The 24,660-nt window shown below is 43.2% G+C and carries 15 protein-coding genes; 7 read left to right on the plus strand and 8 right to left on the minus strand.

The genetic code is table 11. From position 1 onward, the window contains the following. The first annotated feature begins 7 nt into the window (after positions 1–7). The 6 genes from KIT51_13145 to KIT51_13170 all read left to right on the plus strand — a co-directional run bounded on the left by KIT51_13145 (position 8) and on the right by KIT51_13170 (position 10,970). Positions 8–1,186 carry a glycosyltransferase gene (locus KIT51_13145; protein UYN85807.1) on the plus strand — a complete coding sequence of 393 codons (1,179 nt, stop codon included), beginning with the start codon at positions 8–10 and terminating at the stop codon, positions 1,184–1,186. Then, a complete protein-coding gene (locus KIT51_13150) occupies positions 1,183–2,112 on the plus strand; it encodes a glycosyltransferase family 2 protein (protein UYN85808.1) in 930 nt (309 codons plus the stop codon). The genes KIT51_13145 and KIT51_13150 overlap by 4 nt, the downstream gene beginning before the upstream one ends. Next, positions 2,109–3,251, plus strand: coding sequence for a glycosyltransferase family 4 protein (locus KIT51_13155; GenBank protein ID UYN85809.1), 1,143 nt, complete (start codon positions 2,109–2,111; stop codon positions 3,249–3,251). The genes KIT51_13150 and KIT51_13155 overlap by 4 nt, the downstream gene beginning before the upstream one ends. A gap of 170 nt (positions 3,252–3,421) precedes the next feature. Beyond that, positions 3,422–4,207: a hypothetical protein gene (locus KIT51_13160; protein ID UYN85810.1), complete on the plus strand. Its 786-nt coding sequence runs from the start codon at positions 3,422–3,424 to the stop codon at positions 4,205–4,207. Positions 4,208–4,361: 154 nt separating this feature from the next. Continuing rightward, positions 4,362–9,599 carry a tandem-95 repeat protein gene (locus KIT51_13165; protein UYN85811.1) on the plus strand — a complete coding sequence of 1,746 codons (5,238 nt, stop codon included), beginning with the start codon at positions 4,362–4,364 and terminating at the stop codon, positions 9,597–9,599. 6 nt (positions 9,600–9,605) lie between these two features. After that, a complete protein-coding gene (locus tag KIT51_13170; protein ID UYN85812.1) occupies positions 9,606–10,970 on the plus strand; it encodes a PorP/SprF family type IX secretion system membrane protein in 1,365 nt (454 codons plus the stop codon). 222 nt (positions 10,971–11,192) lie between these two features. Here the strand turns inward: KIT51_13170 and KIT51_13175 are convergent, their stop codons facing one another. The 8 genes from KIT51_13175 to KIT51_13210 all read right to left on the minus strand — a co-directional run bounded on the left by KIT51_13175 (position 11,193) and on the right by KIT51_13210 (position 17,134). Beyond that, positions 11,193–12,587, minus strand: coding sequence for an SGNH/GDSL hydrolase family protein (locus KIT51_13175; protein ID UYN85813.1), 1,395 nt, complete (start codon positions 12,585–12,587; stop codon positions 11,193–11,195). Between the two features lie 56 nt (positions 12,588–12,643). Next, positions 12,644–13,288: an acetyltransferase gene (locus KIT51_13180; protein UYN85814.1), complete on the minus strand. Its 645-nt coding sequence runs from the start codon at positions 13,286–13,288 to the stop codon at positions 12,644–12,646. A gap of 2 nt (positions 13,289–13,290) precedes the next feature. Then, entirely contained in the window at positions 13,291–14,370 is a 1,080-nt protein-coding gene (locus tag KIT51_13185; GenBank protein ID UYN85815.1) for a DegT/DnrJ/EryC1/StrS family aminotransferase, read from the minus strand. A 157-nt stretch (positions 14,371–14,527) separates the two neighbouring features. Continuing rightward, positions 14,528–14,827, minus strand: coding sequence for a HigA family addiction module antidote protein (locus KIT51_13190; protein UYN85816.1), 300 nt, complete (start codon positions 14,825–14,827; stop codon positions 14,528–14,530). A gap of 11 nt (positions 14,828–14,838) precedes the next feature. Further along, positions 14,839–15,120, minus strand: a complete 282-nt coding sequence (locus tag KIT51_13195) for a type II toxin-antitoxin system RelE/ParE family toxin (GenBank protein UYN85817.1) — start codon at positions 15,118–15,120, stop codon at positions 14,839–14,841. Positions 15,121–15,451: 331 nt separating this feature from the next. Next, entirely contained in the window at positions 15,452–16,432 is a 981-nt protein-coding gene (locus KIT51_13200) for a glycosyltransferase (protein ID UYN85818.1), read from the minus strand. An 83-nt stretch (positions 16,433–16,515) separates the two neighbouring features. Continuing rightward, positions 16,516–16,686 (minus strand): hypothetical protein, encoded by a 171-nt coding sequence (locus KIT51_13205; GenBank protein ID UYN85819.1) that lies wholly within the window; start codon positions 16,684–16,686, stop codon positions 16,516–16,518. Position 16,687: 1 nt separating this feature from the next. Continuing rightward, positions 16,688–17,134 (minus strand): type II toxin-antitoxin system VapC family toxin, encoded by a 447-nt coding sequence (locus tag KIT51_13210; GenBank protein ID UYN85820.1) that lies wholly within the window; start codon positions 17,132–17,134, stop codon positions 16,688–16,690. Positions 17,135–17,567: 433 nt separating this feature from the next. Between KIT51_13210 and KIT51_13215 the strand changes: the two genes are divergently transcribed. Beyond that, the gene (locus KIT51_13215) at positions 17,568–24,341 is read left to right on the plus strand and encodes a fibronectin type III domain-containing protein (protein ID UYN85821.1); all 6,774 of its coding nucleotides are present in this window, start codon (positions 17,568–17,570) and stop codon (positions 24,339–24,341) included. Positions 24,342–24,660: the final 319 nt, after the last annotated feature.

A 24,660-nucleotide genomic window follows, 5' to 3' on the forward strand; every position in this document is an offset into this window, starting at 1 on the left:
TCTCTCCATGTTTGAACTACTGATTTTTGTATTCTTTTGCATCAACACGTTATACGTATTGGCCCTCGCTATTGCAGGCCATCTTTATAAAAAAAAAAATGTTCCGAGTTCAACTTCATTCAAAAGGATTGCCATACTCGTTCCGAGTTATAAGGAAGATAAAGTAATAATCCACACCACCAACGAACTCCTGAAGCTTGATTACCCAAAATCAAGTTATGATGTTGTTGTTATAGCCGATTCATTGCAAAAAGAAACACTAGAAACACTTAAATCCACCGATGCGATTGTAATCCCGGTAGTTTTTGACAAGAGCATGAAGAGCAGGTCACTTAATTATGCCTTTTCACAAATCGATGAAAGCTATGACATTGCCATTATTGCTGATGCCGACAACATACTTTCCAAGAACTTTTTAAAAGATATAAATGATCTGTTCAATGCCGGTTTTATAATTATACAAGCTCAACGAGTGGCCAAAAACTTAAATACCCCTATGGCAATGCTGGATGGAGTAAGTGAAGCCATTAACAATCACTTATTCAGGCAAGGAAGCAATGCATTGGGGCTTTCATCTGCCCTTATTGGGTCTGGCATGGCCTTTCCATTCAAATTATTGAAAGATAAAGTATCTAAAATTGATTCCGTTGTTGAAGATAGGGATTTACAACTCGCGCTACTTGAAAGTGGTTATACTGTAACCTATCAAAAGGGATTACTTCTATTTGATGAAAAGGTTGAGTCAGCGGAAGCCTACAAAAATCAACGAAGGAGATGGATAGCAGGGCAATATTCCGTACTTATTAAAAATCTTAGTAAAGGTTTTCGAATGCTTTTAAAAGGAAATATTAATTTCTTTAATTCTGCTATTATTCAAAATATACTCCCATCAAGAATTATCAGCCTGATCAGTCTTCTGTTCATTTGCATCTTCTTTACACTTTTATATCAGGATAAAGAAATCACGACCAGATGGTGTGCACTCACACTCGTTTATTTGCTAGCATTAACGGTATCAATACCGCGAATTTTCTTCACAAGGAAACTTCTAACATCAATGATTATCCTACCGATTGTAATTCTTAAAACTATTCAATCTGTACTTCTGGCCAAAGGGTCTGGCAAAACATTTATCCATACCGAACACAAGCAAAGAGAAATCGACTCCACTTTCCTGCCAAAATGAATCCCGGGCATCCTTTAATATCAATCATAACCATAAACTTTAATAACACAAAGGTAACGTGTGAATTCCTGGAATCCACAAAAAAGCTGACCTACAGGAATTTTGAAATTATTGTTGTTGACAACGCTTCGATTGAGAATCCTACTTCGATAATTTCTAAAAATTATCCAGATGTTAAGCTAATCGTAAACAAAAAAAACCTCGGGTTTTCAGGCGGCAACAATACTGGGATCGCAGTCGCACAGGGCGACTATATCTTTCTCGTAAATAATGACACTGAGGTTACACCGGATTTATTCGAGAAGTTGATTGCATCCTTTCAAAACGATAATTCAATTGGCCTTATCAGCCCAAAAATTAAGTATTTCTCCCATCCAGACATTATTCAATATGCAGGTTTCACTCCAATTAATCCATTCACAGGCCGAAACAAATGCATTGGCGACCATGAGATTGACCGAGGCCAACATGATACACCGGGCTATACACCTTATGCTCATGGTGCCGCTATGTTTTTAAAAAGAGAAGTAATTGAAAAGGCCGGAACAATGGCTGACTTGTTCTTTTTGTATTACGAAGAACTTGATTGGTCTGAACGGATTCGAAATGCAGGATACAGAATCTATTATGAGCCCCAGGCAACCATCTTCCACAAAGAATCATTATCTGTTGGTAAAAATTCTGTTTTAAAAACATATTACCTCACACGTAACCGTATTCTCTTTATGCGAAGGAACGTGTCGGGGATTAAAAGCATTTTTTGGCCTTTTTTTCTGATCCTCATATCCTTTCCTAAGAATACCGTTAGCTTTATTATCAAAAAAGAGTTCGATCACCTGAAAGCATTTTACCAAGGGATTATATGGAACCTTACCCACTTTAAAAACGGAACCAAGAGATCATTCATCGCAAAACGAAACTCATGAAAATTGGAATAGAGGTTCAGCGGCTATTTAGGAAAAAGAGATTTGGCATTGAAATAGCAGCCGTTGAACTGCTCCATGAATTGCACAAAATAAAAACCAATCATCAGTTTATTATTCTGGCAGCTCAGAACAACCATGAAAATAAATTGTACGATTGCAAGAACTTTACAATAAGGACAGTAAGAGGTAAATTATTTTTTGACTTTGAACAATTTTTTTTACCTGTTGCCGCAAAGCACGAACAACTGAATATACTCCACTGCACTGGCAATACCACCCCCTTGTATTGCAGCAAACCCATTGTTCAAACCCTTCACGATATTATTTTTTTAGATCCCATACCTAAATCTGACTCCTATTACCAACGGTATGGAAATTTATACCGCAGAATTATTGTTCCTCAGGCATGCAAAAAAAGTGAAGCTATTATTACAGTTTCAAATTACGAAAAGAAAAGAATGGTCGAGCGGCTGAAAATTGAAGAGGAAAAGGTACATGTTATCCACAATGGCGTAAGTTCAATTTTCAAAAAAACTGTTGACGCTGAAAAACTCAAGGAAACACGAATTAAATATTGTCTTCCCGATAATTTTATCCTTTTTCTTGGCAACACATCAGCCCGGAAAAATCCCGAACGCGTTTTAGCAGCTTACCTGGGCTACGCAAAAAAATCAACTGCCCCATTACCCCTGGTTACTCCCGGGTTACCACGTGACTTTATTCTTGATAATCTAAAGAAAAGCGGAGAGCTCAACTTGATAAATAAAATTTACGCTCCTGGATATATTGATCAGGATGACCTGGTGCATCTCTATTCTTTAAGCAAGCTCTTTCTATTCCCTTCCCTGTCAGAAGGCTTCGGGATGCCGCTATTGGAGGCTATGGCCTGTGGAGTACCCGTTATTACCTCCAATACATCAGCCCTTCCAGAAATTGCCGGGGATGCCGCGAAACTTATCGACCCCAACAGCGTTGAAAATATAAGGGATGCGATACATGAACTGCTTGAACACCCTGCGCTTCTGGAAGACTATTGTCATAGAGGTCTAAAGCAAGTTCAAAATTTTCAATGGAAACATGCGGCAGAGAAAACCCTGGATATATACGAACGGGTTTATCACAAATCAATAAATCGTTAATAAACATAAAACGCACTAAAGTAATGTCCCAAATCAAATTCTTAGCAATTACATTACTTGTTTTACAAATTCATGTTTGCAAAGGAACTGAATTTATGATTATTGATTCTTTTCCAAGAAGAGCGATCAAAACCATAATTGTTCCAAAAAATTCTCTTCTTAAAACCGGGATGCTGCCAAATCAAATCAATGAGGCTTCTGGCCTTGCAGTTGCTGATCAGGGAAATTTCTGGACACACAATGATGACGGTATCCCCGTGCTTTATTGTATTGATAATACCGGCAAATTAATCCGTACACTCTACTTAAATAATCTAAACAAAGGATGGGAGGACCTGGCCCGGGACAAAGAAGGCAATCTTTACATTGGTGCCTTTGGCAATAATAAAAACGACAGAAGGGATCTGAAAATATTGATTGTAAAAAACCCGGAATCAGTTTCAGAAAAAATTTACAACGCTGAAATAATAAATTTCACGTTTGAAGACCAGCATGAATTTCCGCCAGCCATAACCCATCAAAACTTTGATGCTGATGCCCTTATCGCTTATAACGATTGGCTCTACATTTTTACCAAAAACAGAACTACACCTTTTACAGGATACACCAAAGTTTATCGCCTACCAAAAAACCCGGGGCAACACATAGCCACATTAGTTGATAGTATATACCTTGGAAAAGGGCCTATGATGGACGATTGGGTGACTGGTGCCGACATAAGTCCGGATGGCTCTACCTTAGCGCTTTTAGGACACAGCAGAATATGGCTCATAAGTGATTTCAATAATGGTCGATTTTCCACCGGAAACATTATGAGAATAGAACTCGGCAACTACTCCCATAAAGCCGGCATAGCGTTTACATCAGCCAATGAAATATTTATTGTTGACGAAAAGGAATTTGGAATATTAGGGGGCGATCTTTACCAATTGAACATTTCATCATTTAGAAAATAAATGCACTTTTGACGCTAAAATTGACATTTTAGCTATTAAATTTATAAACCCGGGTCAATTTTGCTTACCTAAAGCAAAAATTGTAGATTTAGTGTTGATTTACTTTTGGTTTATAGAAGTTTGCTATGCACCGTAAACTTTAACCTGTTTAACCATGTCCTACAGATTATGCTTTACTTATGGAGTAGCGTCCATACTAGTTGCGCTATTCACGGCAACTTCACTCCTGGCCCAAAACCAAACAGCAAAAATAACACCCACCAGCCAGATAGGATATTATGAGTACCTTCCCCCCGACTACAACTCGAACTCCAATAATTACCCAATTGTAATTTTCTTTCATGGCATGGGAGAAAGGGGAAATGGAACCACAGACCTACCCATGGTTGCCTATAATGGACCCCCACGCTATGTAGTTGAGGGCTATAAGTTCCCCTTTATTTTGATATCCCCTCAACTAAAAGCCAGCTTTGGGTTTTGGCCAGTATGGTATATGGATGAAGTTGTTGAACACGTAAGAACTTATTTACGTGTAGACCCGTCCAGGATTTACATTACAGGTTTAAGTTTAGGTGGTGGCGGTGCATGGGAATACACCTTTAACTTTCCCCAAAAAGTTGCTGCTTTAGCCCCCATTTGTGGAGGTTACAACACGCTATCGTGGGCCTGTACCTACCGTACAAACAGCATACCCATTTGGGCATTTCATGGAGACGCAGACTCGGTGGTTCCAATATCCAGAACTACCAATATGATCAATGCGATTAACGCCTGTACCCCAGCGATTATTCCAACACCAATCTACACGATCTATCCTGGCGTTTGGCATGATGCGTGGAACTATGCATACCGAACCGACAATTCGTTACACACGCCAAATGTTTATGAATGGATGATGAGCAAGGTAAAGCAAGGTGTTTCTGTCAATGCAGGACCCGATAAAAACCTCTCACTGCCAACGAACTCAACAACAGTTAATGGAGCCGCTTCAACTACCACCGGAAGCATCACATCATATTTATGGACTAAAGTTAGCGGGCCTTCTGCCACAATGACCAACGCAAATACCCCCAACCTATCCTTGTCAAATTTAGTAGAAGGGGTTTATACGTTTAGGCTTACCGCTACCAATAGTGCTTCGCAAACTGGATTCGATGATGTTAAAATTTCAGTTTTTAGTGGCAATCAAAATCCGATAGCCAATGCAGGAACCAACAAGACTATTACACTACCAACAAACTCCCTTAACCTGGTAGGAAGTGGATCAGACCCTGATGGCTCAATTGCCTCTTATTTATGGACAAAGGTAAGTGGCCCTGCCGCCACCATGACGGGCAACACTACAACTACACTAAGCTTGAGTAATCTTGTTCAGGGAGTTTATGTTTTCAGGCTTACTGTTACGGACAATCTGGGTGCTACTGGTTCTGCAGATGTAACGGTTACGGTTAATCCTGCAGCCGTCAATCAACTTCCTACTGCACATACCGGTGGTAACAAAACCGTAAATCTCCCTACCAGCACAGTTACTTTAAATGGCTGGGGAAGTGATACAGACGGCTGGATTGCCGCGTATTTGTGGACAAAAATAAGTGGGCCCGCAGCCTCACTCACCAACACTACAACGCAGAACTTAACAATGTCAGGTCTGGTAGCGGGTGTGTATGTAGTACGGCTTACGGTTACTGATAATAGTGGCGCAACAGCATTTGAAGAAGCTACCGTTACGGTGATTGGGACAAATCAATCGCCCACTGCTAATCCTGGCTCCAACATTACCTTAACACTACCTACCAACTCTACAAACATTGTAGGGTCTGGGTCAGATCCGGATGGTTGGATAACTGCCTATTCATGGACACAGGTCAGTGGCCCCAATACAGCAACTTTAACAAATGCTACCTCAACCACAGTAACGGTAAGCAATTTAATTCAGGGAGTTTATACCTTCAGACTTACCGTAACCGATAACAATGGGGCAACTGGTTTTGCAAATGTAACGGTAACGGTAAATGCAGCACCCGTAAATGTACCACCGGTAGCCAATGCAGGCCCCGATCGATCGATTACCCTACCGACTAACTCAATTATAATCAATGGATCTGGAACAGATTCCGATGGTACCATTACAGCCTATAGCTGGACAAAACAAAGCGGTCCTGCTGCTTCCCTAACGAATCAAAATACCGCAAACTTAACAGCTTCCGGACTTGTGGAAGGAAGTTATGTCTTCAGGTTAACGGTTACCGATAACCAGGGAGCGACAGGTCAAGCTCAAATGACATTAACGGTATTACCGGCAGCCATTAACCAATCTCCAATTGTTAATGCCGGTTCGGATGTCAGTCTTACTTTGCCGGCTAATAGTACTGTTTTACAAGCCACCGCAAGCGACCCCGATGGATCCATTGCTTCTTATCAATGGCAAAAGATCAGCGGCCCATCGTTCTCAGGCACCGGAAACAATACAGCGACTTTTACTTTAAATGACCTGCAGCTAGGCACTTATGTATTTCGAATAACCGTAACCGATAATCAGGGAGCCACCGCCAGCGATGATGTGAGTGTTTTCGTATTTGCGGCCAACCAACCCCCAGTGGTTACTGCACCCGCAGACCAGGTTATTACTTTGCCAACAACAACAACTAACCTAACTGCAGTTGCTTCCGATCCTGATGGTACCGTAGCCTCATTCCTATGGACCTATGTTTCTGGTCCTGCCAGCCCAACTTTAAGCGGAGCCACAACAGCTACTCTAACAGCCAGTAGCCTTATTATAGGAACTTATACATTCAGAATAACCGTTACCGACAATGATGGAGCTACCGCGTTTGATGAAGTGAACGTGGTCGTGCAATCCGCCACAAACCAATCTCCTATTGCAAATGCAGGCCCAAACAAATCGATTACCTTACCTACAAACTCTACTAACTTTACGGGGTCCGGAGTTGACCCGGATGGGACAATCGTAAGTTATGCCTGGGTGCAAATCAGTGGTGCGGCCGCTACCCTTTCAAACGCCAACACAGCCACGTTAACGGTTCAAGTACCTGCTGATGGAATTTACATTTTCCGGTTAACGGTAACGGATAATGATGGGGCAACAGGTTCTAGTAATGTTACACTAACGGTTAACCCCGCAGCTATCAATCAACCTCCGGTGGTGAATGCAGGAACAAATCAAACCCTTACATTGCCGGTAAACACAACTAACCTTACAGGCACGGCATCTGATCCGGATGGTACCATTGCCTCTTATTTATGGACAAAAATGAGTGGACCAGCAGCTACTATTACAAATGGAAATTTCCCTATTGCATCAGTAAGTAATCTTGTTGAGGGTCTCTATACCTTCAGATTGACTGTGACTGACAATGAAGGACTAACCGCATTTGCCCAGACAACAGTTACTGTATTACCCGCTGCAGTTAATCAACCCCCTCAGGCCTTTGCTGGCCCCGATCAGGTACTTACATTACCTGTTAACAGCATCACGCTTTTTGGCTCAGGTAGCGATGCCGATGGTATTGTCGTGTCTTACCTGTGGACAAAACAAAGCGGGCCGGCAGCAACGCTCTCAAATACCACTACCGCAACCCTCTCAGTAGCAGATATGGTAGAAGGAGTTTACGTTTTCAGATTGACCGTAACGGATGACAAAGATGCCACCAACAGCGATGATGTAATCGTTACTGTAAATGCCGCATCAGTAAATCAACCCCCAGTGGCAAATGCAGGCCCGAACTTGATTATCACACTGCCAACAAACAGTGCAAATATCAATGGATCAGGAAGTGATGCGGATGGTTTCATAGCCGCGTACTTATGGGCCAAAGTTTCTGGACCAACGGTTACAACAGGTACGTTGACCAACCCAACCCTTTCAGTATCTAACCTGGTAGAGGGCATTTATGTATTCCGCTTACAGGTAACTGATAATAATGGGGCTTCTGCCACCAGTGACATGACCCTGACGGTGAATCCGGCAACCGTAAATCAAGCTCCTGTTGTTAGTGCTGGGCCTGACAGAACAATCTTTTTACCCACCAATACCATTCAACTTTCAGGTAGTGCCAGCGATCCGGATGGTACCATTGTTACTCGTTTGTGGACCCAGGTCAGTGGCCCAGCGGGTGCAGTATTGGTTAATGCAAATACCACATTGCTCACGGTTAATAACCTTGTTGAAGGCGTGTATCGGTTCAGGTTTACCGCTACCGACAACCTATCCGCTATTGGATCGGCTGATGCTCTGGTAACCGTTAATGCAGCAACGGCCAATCAGGCTCCCTTTGCCAATGCAGGCACAAATCAAACTATAAAACTACCAACAAACAGCATTACCCTTAATGGTAGCGGAAACGATCCGGATGGCACAATTGCTTCATACGATTGGGTTAAGTTAAGCGGACCCTCGTGCACATTGGCCAATCAAAGCACACCTTCATTATCAGTAACGAATATGGTTGAAGGCACTTACCAATTCAGGCTAACCGTTACCGATAATCTTGGTGCTACGGGTTCCAGCCAGGTTACAGTAACCGTATTGCCGGCTACTACTAATTTGCCTCCTGCCGTTAGTGCCGGTGGAAATAAAAACATTGTTCTTCCAATAAACACTGCCGTATTAAATGGCTCAGCCACGGATGACGGAACAATAGCTTCAGTACTTTGGACAAAACTATCAGGGCCGGCTGTAACCATGAGTGGAAATACAACTACTACACTATCGTTGAGCAATTTGGTTGAAGGCATTTATGTATTTCAATTATTAGCAACGGATAATGATGGGTTAACCAATACAGATAATGCGACTGTTCAGGTTTTCCCTGCGCCTGTGTCAAATCTGCCCCCTGTTGTAGATGCCGGAGGAGATCGCATGATCCAGCTTCCGGTAAACTCAATAAAAATAACCGCCCAGGCTTCTGACCCTGATGGCATTATCTCTTCCTATTTATGGACGCAGACTGCCGGAAATTTGGTAACGATTAATCCCAATGATACTACCTTCCTGCAACTAACCAATCTGGTGCCCGGAATGTACCAATTTATGGTATCCGTTACGGATGGTGAGGGACTTTCTGCAAGTGATATAGTTAACCTGCACGTACGGGAGGAAGACCCTATTGTGAAACCCAACAATACTTTTTCGCCTGATGGAAAAGGTGATATCAAAACAGAGACCTGGTCTATCAATAATGCCGATTTGATTGACGACTGTTTTGTAGAGGTTTTTAACCGCCAGGGTCAAAAAGTATATTCGTCAAAAGGATATACGACCGAATGGAATGGAACCTTTAACGGTTCGTTGCTTCCGCAGGGAGTTTATTTTTACGTAATTCGGTGTCCGGATAAAAAGCCGATAAATGGATCCGTAACGCTAATCCGATAATTCTAAATGAATTTTTTAAGACCCCTCCTCGCACTTATTCTTCTTCAGGTTTTGTTGAGCCCGGTGGTAGCCCAACAGAACCTGATTTACAATCATTATTTTCTAAGCCCCTACCTGTTAAACCCGTCCTTTATAGCCCCTAACGGTTATACCGAATTAAACCTGAATTTTCGCAAGCAATGGGCACAGTTTGATGGTTCTCCATCAACGATAACAGCAAACCTGCAGGTTCCGGTTAATTATAAAATGGGGTGGGCTGTCAATGTTTACAACGATCAGGCAGGAGTACTTCAAACCAATGCTGGCTCTGCCTCCTTTGCCTATCAGGCCTACCTGGGCAAGAGTACAGATACAAACCATAAAATCGGGTTTGGGTTATCCATGGGGTATTCGATGAGCCGGGTGGATATTAGTAAAGTTGACGACCCTACTGACCCTTCCTTGACCAACTCGAACACCTCAAACCTTATCGGGCAATTTGGTATCCACTACCAATTCAATAACCTAAAAATTGGGTTCGCATTACCCAGTTTATTTGCCACTAAAGTTATTTCGGAAGATAATTTCAATACCCCTGAATTTGATGCCCTCAAAAATACCTTTTCTTCCATTAGTTATAATTTCAAAATCAGTGACCGCTTTGCATTCGAACCTTACTTTTTGTACCGGACAAACGAAATAAAAGAAAGTCAATTTGAAGTATTGGGTGTTCTTAAAATAGATAACCTACTATGGGCTGGTGGCTCTTACCGACAGGATTACGGCCCCGCTGCTTTCTTAGGTTTTTTTATAAAAGAGAAAATCAATGTGGGGTATGCTTACGAATTTGCCCCAAATGTTGTAGATGGTTTTGGAACTGGTTCACACGAACTGCATGTTCGCTTGCGCCTGGGCAAGAAGCAGGTAAGCCGCCCGTCACCCACAACCAAAACTACTCAACCGGCAGAAGAACCTGCCAAACAGGAAAAAGCAACTGAAAATACAGAACCGGAAGAAAAACCCGTTGACCGACCAGTGACCGAAGAGCAACCTAAACAGGAAGCTAAAGTCGAACAACCCACAGCAACACCAGAAGTAAAGCCGGAAGAACCTAAAGCTGTTGAAAAAGTTGTGGAGGAGAAATCAGATTTGCCCCCGGGCTATTATGTAATTGTTGGTGCCTTTAAATACAGTACCAATGCCAACAAATACGCAAATGATCTAAAAGCCAATGGGTTCCCCGCTATAGTGACTTACTCCGCTCTAAGAAACTTTAGCTATGTACACGTAGGCAACTTCCAAACCTTGGAAGAAGCCCGTACCGTACGTGATCAATACCGTGCCAAGAGCAGGTTCTATTTCAGGGATACTTGGATTCTACTGGTTAAGTGAAAAATAAACTAATCTGATCAGAAGCAGTCTTAAAATCAATTTACCAATGTAGGTTATTTTTAAGCATGGATTCTATTTCCTGAGTATCCGTTTTAAGTCCTAAATAGAACTAAAATCTCCTCGGTCTGTGTCCCACAGACCAAACGTGTGAATAATGACGCGGTTCGTGAGGACACGAACCATGGGGATTTGAATTTAGGAGCTGAAGCGGACACTCACCTTCTATTTTTTGAGATAATGATTTTCAACTAAATACCTCCCTGTTTCTGTGGCAATTTCATGGTAGCCTCGCTCATTGGGATGCCCATCGTATTTAAAGAAGTAGGCATTCTTTTCTTTAAGCTTTTTAAAATGCTCAGTAAGCTCAACATAAGGAAGTTGATGGGCAAACGCGATAGAAGAATAAATAGAATCAATACGATTATTTTCCTTGAAATATTCGTTCAAAACATCCGAAGGCATTCGCTCAACCTTATGACCTGTAAAGTAATTCATGGGAAGGTTAATGAATATCAATGCTGCGTTGTTTGCTTCACATATCCCTTTCATTTCCTGAACGTCATCACTCATTTTTTGCATGGCGTCCAGCGTAGCCGGGTGATTAGGGTTGTTGAAAATGGTTACACGGTCAGGAAAATCTATATAGTTGTTTAACAAGCCGGGATTTAAGTTTCCGGTTTTGAATAATGTTTGAATGGTGTCGGTTAACGTGGTAAAACGAAGTTTTCGAAGGCCCTTAAAGTCTTTAATCAGGCCCTTATTGTCGGCCTCCCATACAGCTTGAATATTAATTGCACTTGAATCATCCCGGCTCATTAGCTTTAGATAATTTCCAAACGAAGCCATCAGGAAGGAGCGGATCAGGTATTTGGGATTGTTCACATCTCCTTTTGGTTCAGCCAGTAATTTATTTTCAAATAGCTGCGCCAGGTCATCCAACTGAAGAACACCCACCAAAACCAAATCGGGCTTCAGCAGGGGTACAGCGTCCGCCATGAATTGTTTGTAGGTAGTGGTAAACTGACCTCCCTGCCCGCAATTAATAACTTCAACATGGGTGTATCCGTTTTCCTTCAGGTAATTCTCCATTTGCATGGGCCAGCTAAATTCAATGTTAACCCCCCACCCAAACGTCCAACTGTCGCCAAAACACAAAATTCTATAGATGCCCTCTGCTTTCTCAATTTCAACCTCTTTGTTGCGCAGCCCCAGGCTATTGATTGTTGCCGTATAATCAAACTCCACAGTTTTATAAACAGCAACTGATTTGGGTTTAAAAATCAAACCATCGCTTTTTATCACGCGGCCGGCAGCGCTTTCCTTTTCAGGTGCTGTAAATACTCCAATTAAAAAATTAATAAGGATCAGAAAACCAAGGATTATACCAATGTATGCGCCATTAAAAATCAGGCTTTCTGTTTTTTGCGATAAACTTTTTTGTCGCCTTACATAGAGTATGGCAAGCATTCCACCAATTGGTATTAACCAAAAAAGAAAGTTCAAAACTTTTGATTCAAATACCTCATGACTGGAGTAGTAGAGGTGGAATGACAATGGATTCCAGAACAGGATAAGAATAGAGATAAAGAACAACAGTACATTCTTCGAATTTTTCATAACAATCTTCCAGATAATAATTATCCTAAATTAAGTCGCCAGGTAATGGAATAACCTTAAGAAGCACGATTAGAATTTTCCCTGATAACCTTGCCCGGAACGCCCACCACCACTACGTTATCCGGTATGTCGCGCGTAATCACACTTCCTGCACCAATAATCACATTCGCTCCTACTTTAATATTCGGCAGGATAACAGCCCCACTTCCAACGCTGCTGAAATCACCAACGGACGATCCACCCAGTAAGGTAGCCCGGGGAGAAATTTCACAATAGGAACCTACTGTCACATCATGATGGATGGCTGCCAATGCATTGATCAGACTTCCCTCACCAATAACAACACTGCTGCTGATCAACACAAACTCCATAATGTTAACACCTGACTCAATTGTTACCTGGAAATGACCCACTCGTGCCGACTCAGCAATGACAGTATGAAGGCTTCCTCCGGCTGTTAGTAATTTTTTTGCCACTACTGCCCTTGCATTCGTGCCGCCCAATCCTAAAATAAACCGGTTATCTGCTTTGAAAATTTCCTGAACATCCTTCACGCTATGAATGATCGGAAAACGTTCATAAAAAAAATTAGGGCCGTTTACATGGATATCATCAAAGAATCGCAGATCATCTGTTTGATTCTGCCGATACAGTATATCAAGTACTTCCTTTGCGTGGCGGCTGGCTCCGGCTACTAACACGATCAGTTATTTTGAACCCTTAACATTATCCGCGCCACAAAGTCAATTTCTTCATTTGTGAGTGTATGATACAACGGCAAGCACAACACCCGGTTGCTAACGGAACGGGTTATGGGCAATTCTGCCCTTTCTAAATACGGTAATTCATCCAGTGAAGGATAAAAGTACCTGCGCGGGTAAATCAAATTCCTATTTAACTCCTCAACCATCCGAATGGTAATTTCTTCTGTCGGCAATACCACGGCATAATAGGCGTAATTGAACGTAGCTTCTTTTGCAATGGCCGGCTTTTGACACTTCAGGTTTTTCAGCGCCTTATCGTAATATTCACTTTGCACTTTGCGTGCCTGGCGAATAGCCTCAATATGCGAAAGATTAACCAACCCCATGGCCGCATGATATTCAGAATTCTTTCCATTGATGCCCACCTCGGCAAATTTTTCAGGACCATCGTGGCCGAAGTTGCGCATATAAGCCATTCGCTTGAGCAGTGCTGCTGAGTTGGTAACAACCCCCCCTCCTTCTATGGTGTGAAAAAGTTTAGTGGCATGAAAGCTCGCAGTGCTTACATCCCCGAATTCGAAAACCGACTTTCCCTTGTAAAGGGTACCAAACGCATGTGCTGCATCATAAATCACTTTTAAGTTATGCCTTTCTGCAATAGCGTGTAGCGCATCAATGTCGCACGGATTTCCGTACACATGTGTAGCCAGAATGGCCGAGGTATTGGCCGTTATAGCCGCTTCAACTTTTTTGGGATCGATGTTGAGTGTATTCTTGTCAATGTCAACAAACACGGGTTTGCAGCCTTCCCAAACAATACTGCTGGTAGTAGCCACATACGAAAAAGGCGTAGTGATTATCTCTCCGTTCAGGTCTAATGCCTTTATGGCTATTTGAATGGCAATGGTTCCGTTGGTAAGAAAAAGCAAATGATTAACCTTCAGGTATTCTTTCAGTTTCAGTTCCAACTCATTTACCAGCGGGCCATTATTCGTTAGCCAGTTGCGCTGCCAAATGCCATCCAGGTATTTTTCGTACTCGTGTTGTGGCGGAAGAAAAGGTTTGGTCACAGGGATCATAGTGAGCTAAAATTATAGACTGAAAGTCCGCAAAGATACCTGAAGGTCATGACTTTCAAATGAGTATCTGTACGGATCATCGAAAATTATAGTAATGCTTACGCATGGGTTGTGTTGCTGTTGGAATTAGATGAGCCTTAACATGAGAAAATTTTGATTATGCTGTATTGACTTGGTAGTGCTCAATGGAATCAAATTCTTTTGACTTAATCTGTTCCTCTTCCTCAATATCAAAGTCGTCTTGAAGCCCTAGCCAGAACTTTGCTGAATTACCAAAATACTTTGATAGTCGAAGTGCCGTGTCAGCCGTTATTCTTCTGTTCCCCTTTATGATTTCAGACACCCTTGTCTGAGGTATTCCTATGTCCTTCGATAATTTATAGGCACTAAGTCCTAGTGGGATTAAGAATTCCTCCTGAAGGATTTCTCCTGGGTGAATGTTTTTTAATTTTTTCATGCTTATCAGTTTTAATGATAATCCAATATCTCTACGTCTGAAGCGATACCTTTATCCCATTGAAATATAATTCTCCACTGGTCATTAATTCTTATCGAATAAAAGTCTTTAAGATTACCCTTTAGTCTCTCCAACCTATTCGATGGTGGAATTTTCAAGTCTGCTATAGTTTGTGCGTTGTTCAGCATTCTCAATTTTCGCCTTGCCGTTTCCTGCACTTCTATAGCCAATCCCCTAACTCGCTCACCGTCCCAAATTTTCTTTGTTTCTTTGGAGCCAAAGGATACAATCATAGTCCTGTTACGCGTTACTTACGTCAAAGGTAAGTATTATAGTATCCAAAAACAAATGCAGCATATCAACTATCCACCTCAAAATTATGGTTTTGATATTATCTAATTCGAGTATCCGTTTCAAGGGCCATATCACTTCAGAAAGTATGGTTTATTTTATAGACTACGTCATTGCGAACGGACAGGTGGGGTGTGGGATGGAGTGAAGCAATCCCAAACTTTACGTTTAGTTCTAACTATTTAGTGTGGGATTGCTTCGTCATACTTACGCTCTTCCCTTCCTGATTCCTCGCAATGACGAAAATATTTTGAGATGGCTTCTAGCCATGCACTACCCCGCGTTTACCGCTTTGCGTTTAACCCTTCGAAGGGCCTGAAACAAGCCGGGGCTGATAATCTGGATTGAAGTTTTAACCAGGCTAACGAAACCTTCCTTACTGAAGGGTCTGTTTTTAAAAGCATGCAGGCATAAGCCGATCGCCTCTTTCCGGCTTCTGTTCAAGGCATGGGCACTGGCCAGGTCATAATGCTTAAAGATGATGGAGGTTTCGAGTTGTTCCTTCTTGTTGTTATCCAACGCAAGCAAGCTTCCGGTTTTTACCAACTGCAAAAAATCCATTTCCTTTTTCGCGATGGCCAGCCGGTTAGTGCGCCCGTTAATGCTGCCGTCATTAATTCGGTACACGGCAAAAACATAATTTAAGTACCTGATTTTACCATGGTTAAGCAGCTTCATGTGCATGTACCAGTCGCAACTGATGATGGAGTAAAAGTCATCGGCAAAATCAGAACGCTTCAAAACATTACGGAACATAATGGTTGCCGTGGTGATGCAATTGAACCGCGTAAGCTTTTCAAAACTGATGTCATGATCCTTTACGGAAACTGAATCGCCCCGCTCAAACCGCTTTTCGTTGTGGATATATTTTTTATGATTGCCACACACTAAAACGTAATCGGGGTGTGACTCCAGGAATTGATATTGGATGTTTAATTTATCCGGATGCTCCCAGTAATCATCTCCTTCGCAGATACATAAGTACTTTCCGGTACAACTAAAAAGTGTGCGCAGGAAATTCTCGTGCATGCCCACATTGGTGGTATTTTCAATTACCCTTATTTTTTCCGGATAGCGTTCTTTGAAACTGGTAATGACTGCACGGGTATTGTCGGTTGAACAATCTTCGCCAATCACCAACTCGTAATCCAAATCGGTTTTTTGATCCAGAATACTTTGTATAGCCTGGGCAATATACGGCCCGTGATTATAGGCCAGCATAAAAACGCTTATGGAGGGTTGCTGAGATGACATTCGTTTAAAGTGTGTATTGGGTTTCGACACCCTCAACCCTGACGGGGCAAGAAAACTCTGCAGGCAAAGGTGTAATTAAAAAATCAAAAAGTTTTACTTGTTGCTGGCCGCTTGGTGGTCCGTTTTTTTGAGAAGTATTTCTTTATTTCTTCAAAATCCATATTGGCTATATCCTTACTTATTTTGTCCCGTTGCTTCCTCATGAAGGCAACAGCATCAAAACCCTTTTCAATCTTTACTGTCTTTGTTGCCATACTAAATTTCTTTTGGGGTGCGGATTTCTAAAGTCTGATGTCCCAGCCTCAAATTTACTGAATTATACCCTCTGATTTTACTAATGTTTACAATGTGTTTAAAGTTCCAGCTAACCAAAATATCAACCTTGTAAAGGGTCGCTAAGGCAATGTGAATACAATCAGCCCGACTTGTTTTGCCAACAACTTTTTCCCGAATATACGTATCAGCAAGATTAACTGCTTCTTGAGAAATCTCAACAAATTCTTTTTGCGTTGAATTCAGTTCCTGGAGGTAATTTTTTACCCTGTCAGGAGCGTTGGCAAGTTCATCAATCGTAATCTCTGAATAAACAATTCTTAATTCACCCTTCTCCACTCTGTCAAAAAATGGTTTAGTGTCGTTCGAAAATTCGATATCAAATAGTCCACCGATAACTGATGTATCAATATAAATCCGCTGTATCATGACGTATTTTAAAGTATCTCATTTTCTGAGCCTTGCGCTGTCAAACGAAGTTATGCAAAACATCCAATGAAAGACTAAATACAGCAACTTCAGTAGATTTTTTCAACTAAACCTCACCCCCTGCCTATCCGGCAGGTAAACTTCCCCGTTCCTGCAGGTGCCTACCGATAGGAAGGGTGAGGTTTACACAGCCCCAAATAATCCCACTTTTTGCGAACCAAATCCCATGTGTTTGGTTTCACTTTTAAATGGTACATAGGGTTTTAAGCCATAACCGGCTGACTGTATTGCCTTTTGGGCAGAAATGCCCCGTTTTGAGTTTAAAACCCCCTGTTTTTTATGAAAATTTAATGTTAAATATTACGCCTTGGGTTGTCACTTTTACGACCTTTGTTGGATATTAGTAGGTAGCTTTAATCAATTGCCCCCGTCTATGAAACCACTGGCTAAAATCGCCATTTTTATTGCCGTTTTTACCTCGCTTTGCAACCTCTCTTATTCGCAAATTGACACCACCTGGACTTATTTTCATTATAAAAATGATGGAACAAGAGGAGCCGGGCCTGGAACATCTGGCACTTTCATTAATGTTGATATCCGTTTGGTTAATGATGAGAGTAGTTCGGGAATATTTAATAACAGGTTTTATCTGAAAGAGAATCAAACTTTTAGCCATCGCCTGGTCAATGGTCTACCTTCAACCTCATATTATGCAATGGCTGGTTTTGGCTCAATAAACTATAAGGAGGGAAATCTTAGAAGGTTAAACAATTGGGGGCAAGATCTCTACGTAATGAATTACAGGTTGTTGTTCCCGAAAAACTACAACGCTAACCCTAATGTAGCTGGTGGCTATCCGCTGATTGTAATGGCTCATGGCTTTGGTGAACGCGCAAACTGCTGGGGATCGAACTGCTATTGGGGCAGTACATTTTACGATCCAAACACTAACAATAACCCCCCGGTGAATAACACCAAATACTCAATTACCGGAGTGACTAGCACAGGCGGTGGCTCACAAATTATCGTTACTACAAACGCAACTCACGGTTTTTCTAGTAGCGGGTACGGTAATCAAATTCTTATCAGTAATTCCACAGTTGCCTCTTACAATGGTAGCCGAACAGTAGCAGAAGTTTTGACTACTACCAGCTTTAGGGTTAACATACCATTCAACGGTAACGCTACAGGAAATGTAGAATCACTTGGCGCGCTTCGGCTTTTAAACAATGACCACAGTATGACCCACGGTGGTTCGGTTCATCAATCGGCTGTGTTACATCCCGGGATAACCAGTAATATGTTGCCTAGTGATCCAAATATGCCTGCCAGAGCCTTCCCGGGTTTTGTGCTTTATCCGCAGAACTTAAACGGGTGGGAACAAGGCGGTGCGAACAATGTTGTTCGAATCATTAGGTTGTTAATGCAAAAATATAATATTGATCCAAACAAAATCTATGTCCATGGCCTTTCGGATGGTGGTTCAGGCACTTACCGGTTAGTCCGTACCGCACCGTGGTTGTTTGCTGCAGCGCTTCCCATGTCTGCAGTAAACAACCCGGAAAACAACTATCCAATATATCCATTTATCAATACTGTTCCGCTGTGGGTTTTCCAAGGCGGTACAGATACTAATCCAAGACCAGTTCACACCGAAGCACTGATTCAAAATTTCAGAAATGCTGGCATGGATGTTCGGTATAAACTGTACCCAACACTTGGCCATGGGGTGTGGAACAACGCCTACGCAGAACCAGACTTTTTTAGTTGGATGATGAGGAAAAACAAGGCCAATATCCATGTCAATTTTGGTAAGCCTGAAGTATGCGGCACCTCCGGTGCCGCTACAGTACTCCATCTGGCCCAAGGGTTTTTGGCTTATCAGTGGGAAAGAGATGGCCAAATCATTCCTGGGGCTACATCATCAACTTATTCAGCAACTTTGCCCGGCACCTACCGGGCACGCTTTAGCCGGGTTGCAAACCCTGGTGAAAGCGATTGGAACCGTTGGTCTGATCCTGTAATAGTTACTGAAGTTGCCCCGCCTAAACCTAGTATTCAAGCGTTAGGATCAACCGTTTTCCCAACGGTAATAAGTAATGATGACAGGGTGGTGTTAAAATCCAGCCAAAAGAATGAAAAATATTTATGGTCCAATAATGGTGTTCAGTTTACACCAGACAGAACCTTTAATGATATTTTCAATGACAGACTTGATACGTTATCAATGATCCAACGTAAGTCCGATCAACCCGGCATTTATACGTTAAAAACTGCAGAGATTAGTGGATGCCAAAGCTTGAGTTCCGATCCTGTTGCAGTCACCTTTAATACCCCTACAACAATTACCTTACCCAGTAATTTTTCCGGAACGGCTCAAAGCGCCTCCAGCATATTTTTAAGCTGGACCGATAACTCACCTAATGAATCAGGTTTTGAAATATGGCGGAGGAGAACAGGTGAGACTGTTTATACGTTCGTTACACGAACTGCGGAAGATGCTGTTTCATACCTTGACAACAACCTCGTTGCAAACACTACCTATTACTATAAAATTCGCGCTGTTAGCAGCACCGCACGATCAATATATTTTCCTGGAAACAATGATATTAATGAGAACGTAGTTGTTACTACGTTAGGGGATGCCGTGCCCCCAACGCCTCCGCAAAACGTTAGGGTTACCTTTAATAACCTTACCACTATTCGATTAGAATGGGATGCCGGCACCGATAATATCGGGGTGAGACGCTATAAGATAAATTATACCGGAAGTCCTTCAGGTACAGCATTCACCACCACGGCAACAACAACTTTTACCATAACAGGCCTTACTGCTAATAATGCCTATCAAATTACTGTTCAGACCGAGGATTTTGCAGGCATTCTATCTCCACCAAGTAATCTAATCACAGGTACAACCTATGTAGATGGACTTTATTATGAGCATTCAACCGGAGCATGGCAGAGTTTAGATCCTTTTATTTCAGGTCCAAGTGGATTCAACGACCTCCCTCCCATTAACTGGAATACCGCGGAATTTACCGGGAAGATTGCCAACTTTAACGTTAACCCGAATACTGATCCTCCGCATCCTAACGGTACCCTTGGTATTGCTACCCAGCAGGAGTTTTATAAGATAAAGTTTGATGGGTACATCACAAAGCCAGGTACCGGAAATGTTATAGTGCAGTTCAATACAACTTCCGATGATGGAAGTATGTTATTTCTTAAAGGATTCAATCGAAACCCAGCCAATCAGGCTGAGTTTACACAATATCGTATTGTGAATAACGATGGGTTACATGGCGCAGTAACAGCAACAAGCGAGGATGTCACACTGGATTCTGCTTTTCACCGTATTGTGGTATTGTTCAATGAATTTACAGGCGATCAATCCTTAACAGTTCAATATCGTATAAAATCAGGATCTAGTTATGGGGCTTGGATTACGATTCCCACCTCCATGCTGAAGACTGGCGAATTCATACCACCGGACCCGCTTGCTGCTCCATCGGCATTCGCTGTCTCTGGAACCGGAATGACCAGTGTAGGATTAACCTGGCAATATGGAGGAGCACCTGCCCATGAATTTGAAGTTTACCGCTCACTGGCTGTTGATGGAACGTTTGCAATCGTGGCTCGTGCCACAGGGCTTTCCTATACCGATAATACGGTGCTGCCCGGTAGAACATATTTCTACAAGTTAAGAACAATTAATCCATCTGATGGTGCCATATCAGCCTTTAGCTCAACGGTGAATGCTTCAACTACTGAAGACCTTATTGCACCAACAGTGCCCACTGGACTAACGCTCTCAAGTAAAACATTTTCGAATGTTGCCTTTAGCTGGACAGCCTCAACTGATAATGTTGGCGTTGCAGGATATGAAATTTTGATCAATAACACTATTGTTGATTCGACAACAGTTTCCAGCTACATGGCCACCGGCCTTGAGCCTGGCACATTGTATAACTTTACCGTAAAAGCTTTTGATGCTTCGGGTAACAAATCGGCTGCATCAGTTGCTTTGCCGGTTACTACCAACAGTGGTATAATGTATTATACAAAAGCAACCGGTGCGCTTAACTTAACTAACACGTGGTCCAATACTCCCGATGGGAATGGCTCTTCCCCGGCATCGCTTGCCAACAATGGGCAGATTTATATGGTTACCCGCCCAAGCACCGGTCTTGGCGGCCCGCTAACTATTGGTGGAAGTGTGTCGAAGATAGTTGTGCCTAATGGTACTACATTCGATATTGATAATACGATCTCGGCCAAACTGGAAGTACAGGGTAACGGTATTGTTAACCTTAATCATGCCACCACCGCGCCTGAGTTTTTGAGTGTATCGCCTACAAGTACGGTTAACTTCAATGCCTATAACATTATTCCTGCGGCTACCTATGGTAACGTAAACCTTACCGGCACAGGCAACAAAAATTTTGAAGCCGGTGACATTACCATTATGGGTAACCTCACCGCTACTTCGGGCATTGCGTTAAAGGGCGCACCGTCCAATGCTTCGCGCGTTACGGTACATGAAAATATTACACTGGCCGGCACCCCGGCCACCGTGGCCACCGACAATGCACTGGATTTAACCCTGGCAAAGGCCGGTACACAAACCCTAAGTGTTAATGGTACACTGGATTTATACAGGATTTCAACCGCTGCCGGTACTACAGCAAGCGTGGTGAACGGTGGTAGTTCCGCAACTATTAACATTGGCTCACCCAATGGTGGCGGGCTTGCGCTGGCCAACGGCAGCACGCTTAACCTGGGCAACAACCACCTGGTAATGAAGAATGCTGCTACTATAAATGCTGCCGGGCAAACCGGCAGGCTGGCCCTTAACGGAAGTAATCTAACCCTGAACAGCAGCAGCGCACAAAATTCCAATTTGTATGTGGATAATGTGCTGAACACAGCCGGCATGGTTACCACCACCTTTAGCAGCACCGGAGACCTGGTGATACAATCACCGCTGCGGATAACCGATGGGTTAAAAATAAAAGCCGGTGAGGTAAATTCTGGCGGCAACATCACGCTGGTTTCCACGCAAACCAAAACGGCCTACCTGCAGGAGCTTGAAGGCAACGGAAGCATTACCGGTGCCGCAAAGGTTGAGCGCTGGGTGAGCATAGCGAGAAAATACCGGTACATGTCATCGGCCGTGGCCAACATGACGGTGGCCATGTGGCAACAGAGTGGTATGCCCATTACAGGGCCTTTTACCGGCAGCAGTCCGAATTCGCCTAACCCTTCAATGTTTTACTATGTAGAGAACAATGGTGGCTATATTAACTATCCGCATACCGGCAGTAATAACTCGGTAACCTTTGAACGGGGCCGCGGCTATTCTATTTTCAATTACAACGGCAACAGCCCGCTTACCCTCACCATGACGGGTAATCCATACCAGGGCAGTGTACCCTATACACTTACCCCCGGTAGTGGAGGTGACACAGGCTGGAACCTGGTGGGTAATCCGTATGCATCAGCTATTATGTGGAACAACCTGACGAGTGACTGGATAAAGAGCGGTCTATCACCCATAGTACACGTACCCGATAATACAAGCGGAACGTTGGTTTTCAGAACCTATAATGCCAACAACGGACTTGGAACCCTAACCGGAGGTATCATAGCTCCTGGTCAGGCCTTTTGGGTACAAGCTGTAACAGCCAATCCATCCCTTACCATACACGAGAAAGCCAAGCGCACCAACACTTCTACCTTCTTCCGGGAAGAGGAAGCAACGGTCAACAGTATTACCATTGTTTTGTCGAATGGCTCGTTGGAAGATGAAGCATACATCATTGTTGGCAACGAATATGAGGACACGTATGAGCCCGGCATAGACGGTATGAAAATGAAGAATCAGATCCTGAACCTTAGTACGCTATCCTCAGAAAATGTGAAACTCATCTTCAACAATATCTCAAACAGTTTCTGCGAAAAGACAGTTGCATTAAGTGTCGATGATGTAACACCGGGTAACTACACCCTCTCGTTCGAGAACATCGAAAACCTGGTGGGTGTTGGCGCAGTTACGCTTACCGATCATTTCACCAACACCACACAAACACTTACGGGCGGTGATCATTATAACTTTGCGGTTACCTCCAGCACAGCCAGTTATGGTGCCGGCAGGTTTACGCTCACACTCAGCCGCCCTGCGCTTCAGAAAAATGCAGTGGCTACTGTTGAAAATGTGTGTGGCGGAACTTCGGCCACTATTCAGCTTACCAATATACAGCAAGGTGTATTCTACTATGCATCTTACCTGAATGATGAAACACCGTTATCGGAATTGCAATCAAACGCCAACGGAACCATTTCCCTTGCTGTTCCGGTAAGTGCCTTGCAACCCGGCACAAACAACCTGGTTATCCGCACCGGGTTTAGCGGCTGCAGCAACGAACTGCTGTCGGCCACACCGCTTGCCTTTACGTACACGCCTATGCCTCTCGTATCGGTTGACCGGCCGTACTACACGCTTTGCGATGGCGCACAGGTTACCTTAAAGGCAGAGACCAACCCTGAAAACAGCCTGCGCTGGTATAAGGATGGTCAGTTAATACCCAACCAAACCAATGCAACCTGGGTATCGGGGCCAATTGCCAGCACCACACTTTTCCAGGTGGCTGCCGTAATCAACGGCTGCGAAGGGAATAAAGCCTCTACCTATGTAGAAATCAACCAAGTACCGATGCCGGTGGTTGAGTTCAATGGCGATGTACTGGAGATTGTAAACGAAATACCTGCTGGAACCTTTATGCAGTGGTACAAAGACAACGAACCCTTGGATGCCTACGACCGGGGTATTAAACCCGTTGAGCCCGGCTCGTATACGGTATTGGTTTCAAAAGGCGGTTGCTCAAAAGTTTCCGAATCGTTCGAGTACCTGGTAACCGACACGGAAAACCCGGTGCATGATGGCTTCAACGTTTACGTGTATCCTAACCCGGCAACCCACGATAAACTGTATGTGAAAATAGAAACTACATCAACACTGGATGCCAACATCGCGATTGTTGACCTTACCGGGCGTAGCGTGTTTGATGCTTCCCTAAAAGGGACGCACGTAAACGGTGTTCATAAATTAAACGTATCGCAGGACACAGCCCCGGGGCTGTACATTATATCGATACGGCAAGGCAGCGCTGTGCTTCAGCGCAAACTGATACTCCATTTTGAGTAACAGAAAAATGATTTGCGTGTTACGTGAGCCGGTTGGTAAACCGGCTCACGTTATTTGATAACCTCACCCCCTTCCCATCTCCTGCAGGAGAAGGGTGTGGGTTAGAAAGACTTGTTTTGGTATTTTTAGCTTGTTATAGAAACTGATGTAGCGAAAAACGTTTACCGTCATTGCGCCTGTCCCGACAATTGTCGGGGAGCGGAAGGGTTAGGATGAGTAAGGGCGCGAAGCAATCTCAGTTCTCATTGAAGAATGAGATTGCTTCGGTCGCCCCTTGCCTACCGCAGGCAAGCTCCCTCGCAATGACGAGTCAGGATTC

The sequence above is a fragment of the Cyclobacteriaceae bacterium genome (assembly GCA_025808415.1).
Taxonomy (GTDB): Bacteria; Bacteroidota; Bacteroidia; order Cytophagales; family Cyclobacteriaceae; genus UBA2336.

Excerpts from the sequence above, each read along its gene's own strand:
- KIT51_13145 (UYN85807.1), top strand. The coding sequence starts at position 8 with ATGTTTGAACTACTGATTTTTGTATTCTTTTGCATCAACACGTTATAC.
- KIT51_13150 (UYN85808.1), top strand. The coding sequence starts at position 1,183 with ATGAATCCCGGGCATCCTTTAATATCAATCATAACCATAAACTTTAAT.
- KIT51_13155 (UYN85809.1), top strand. The coding sequence starts at position 2,109 with ATGAAAATTGGAATAGAGGTTCAGCGGCTATTTAGGAAAAAGAGATTT.
- KIT51_13160 (UYN85810.1), top strand. The coding sequence starts at position 3,422 with ATGCTGCCAAATCAAATCAATGAGGCTTCTGGCCTTGCAGTTGCTGAT.
- KIT51_13165 (UYN85811.1), top strand. The coding sequence starts at position 4,362 with ATGTCCTACAGATTATGCTTTACTTATGGAGTAGCGTCCATACTAGTT.
- KIT51_13170 (UYN85812.1), top strand. The coding sequence starts at position 9,606 with ATGAATTTTTTAAGACCCCTCCTCGCACTTATTCTTCTTCAGGTTTTG.
- KIT51_13175 (UYN85813.1), bottom strand. The coding sequence starts at position 12,587 with ATGAAAAATTCGAAGAATGTACTGTTGTTCTTTATCTCTATTCTTATC.
- KIT51_13185 (UYN85815.1), bottom strand. The coding sequence starts at position 14,370 with ATGATCCCTGTGACCAAACCTTTTCTTCCGCCACAACACGAGTACGAA.
- KIT51_13190 (UYN85816.1), bottom strand. The coding sequence starts at position 14,827 with ATGAAAAAATTAAAAAACATTCACCCAGGAGAAATCCTTCAGGAGGAA.
- KIT51_13195 (UYN85817.1), bottom strand. The coding sequence starts at position 15,120 with ATGATTGTATCCTTTGGCTCCAAAGAAACAAAGAAAATTTGGGACGGT.
- KIT51_13200 (UYN85818.1), bottom strand. The coding sequence starts at position 16,432 with ATGTCATCTCAGCAACCCTCCATAAGCGTTTTTATGCTGGCCTATAAT.
- KIT51_13205 (UYN85819.1), bottom strand. The coding sequence starts at position 16,686 with ATGGCAACAAAGACAGTAAAGATTGAAAAGGGTTTTGATGCTGTTGCC.
- KIT51_13210 (UYN85820.1), bottom strand. The coding sequence starts at position 17,134 with ATGATACAGCGGATTTATATTGATACATCAGTTATCGGTGGACTATTT.
- KIT51_13215 (UYN85821.1), top strand. The coding sequence starts at position 17,568 with ATGAAACCACTGGCTAAAATCGCCATTTTTATTGCCGTTTTTACCTCG.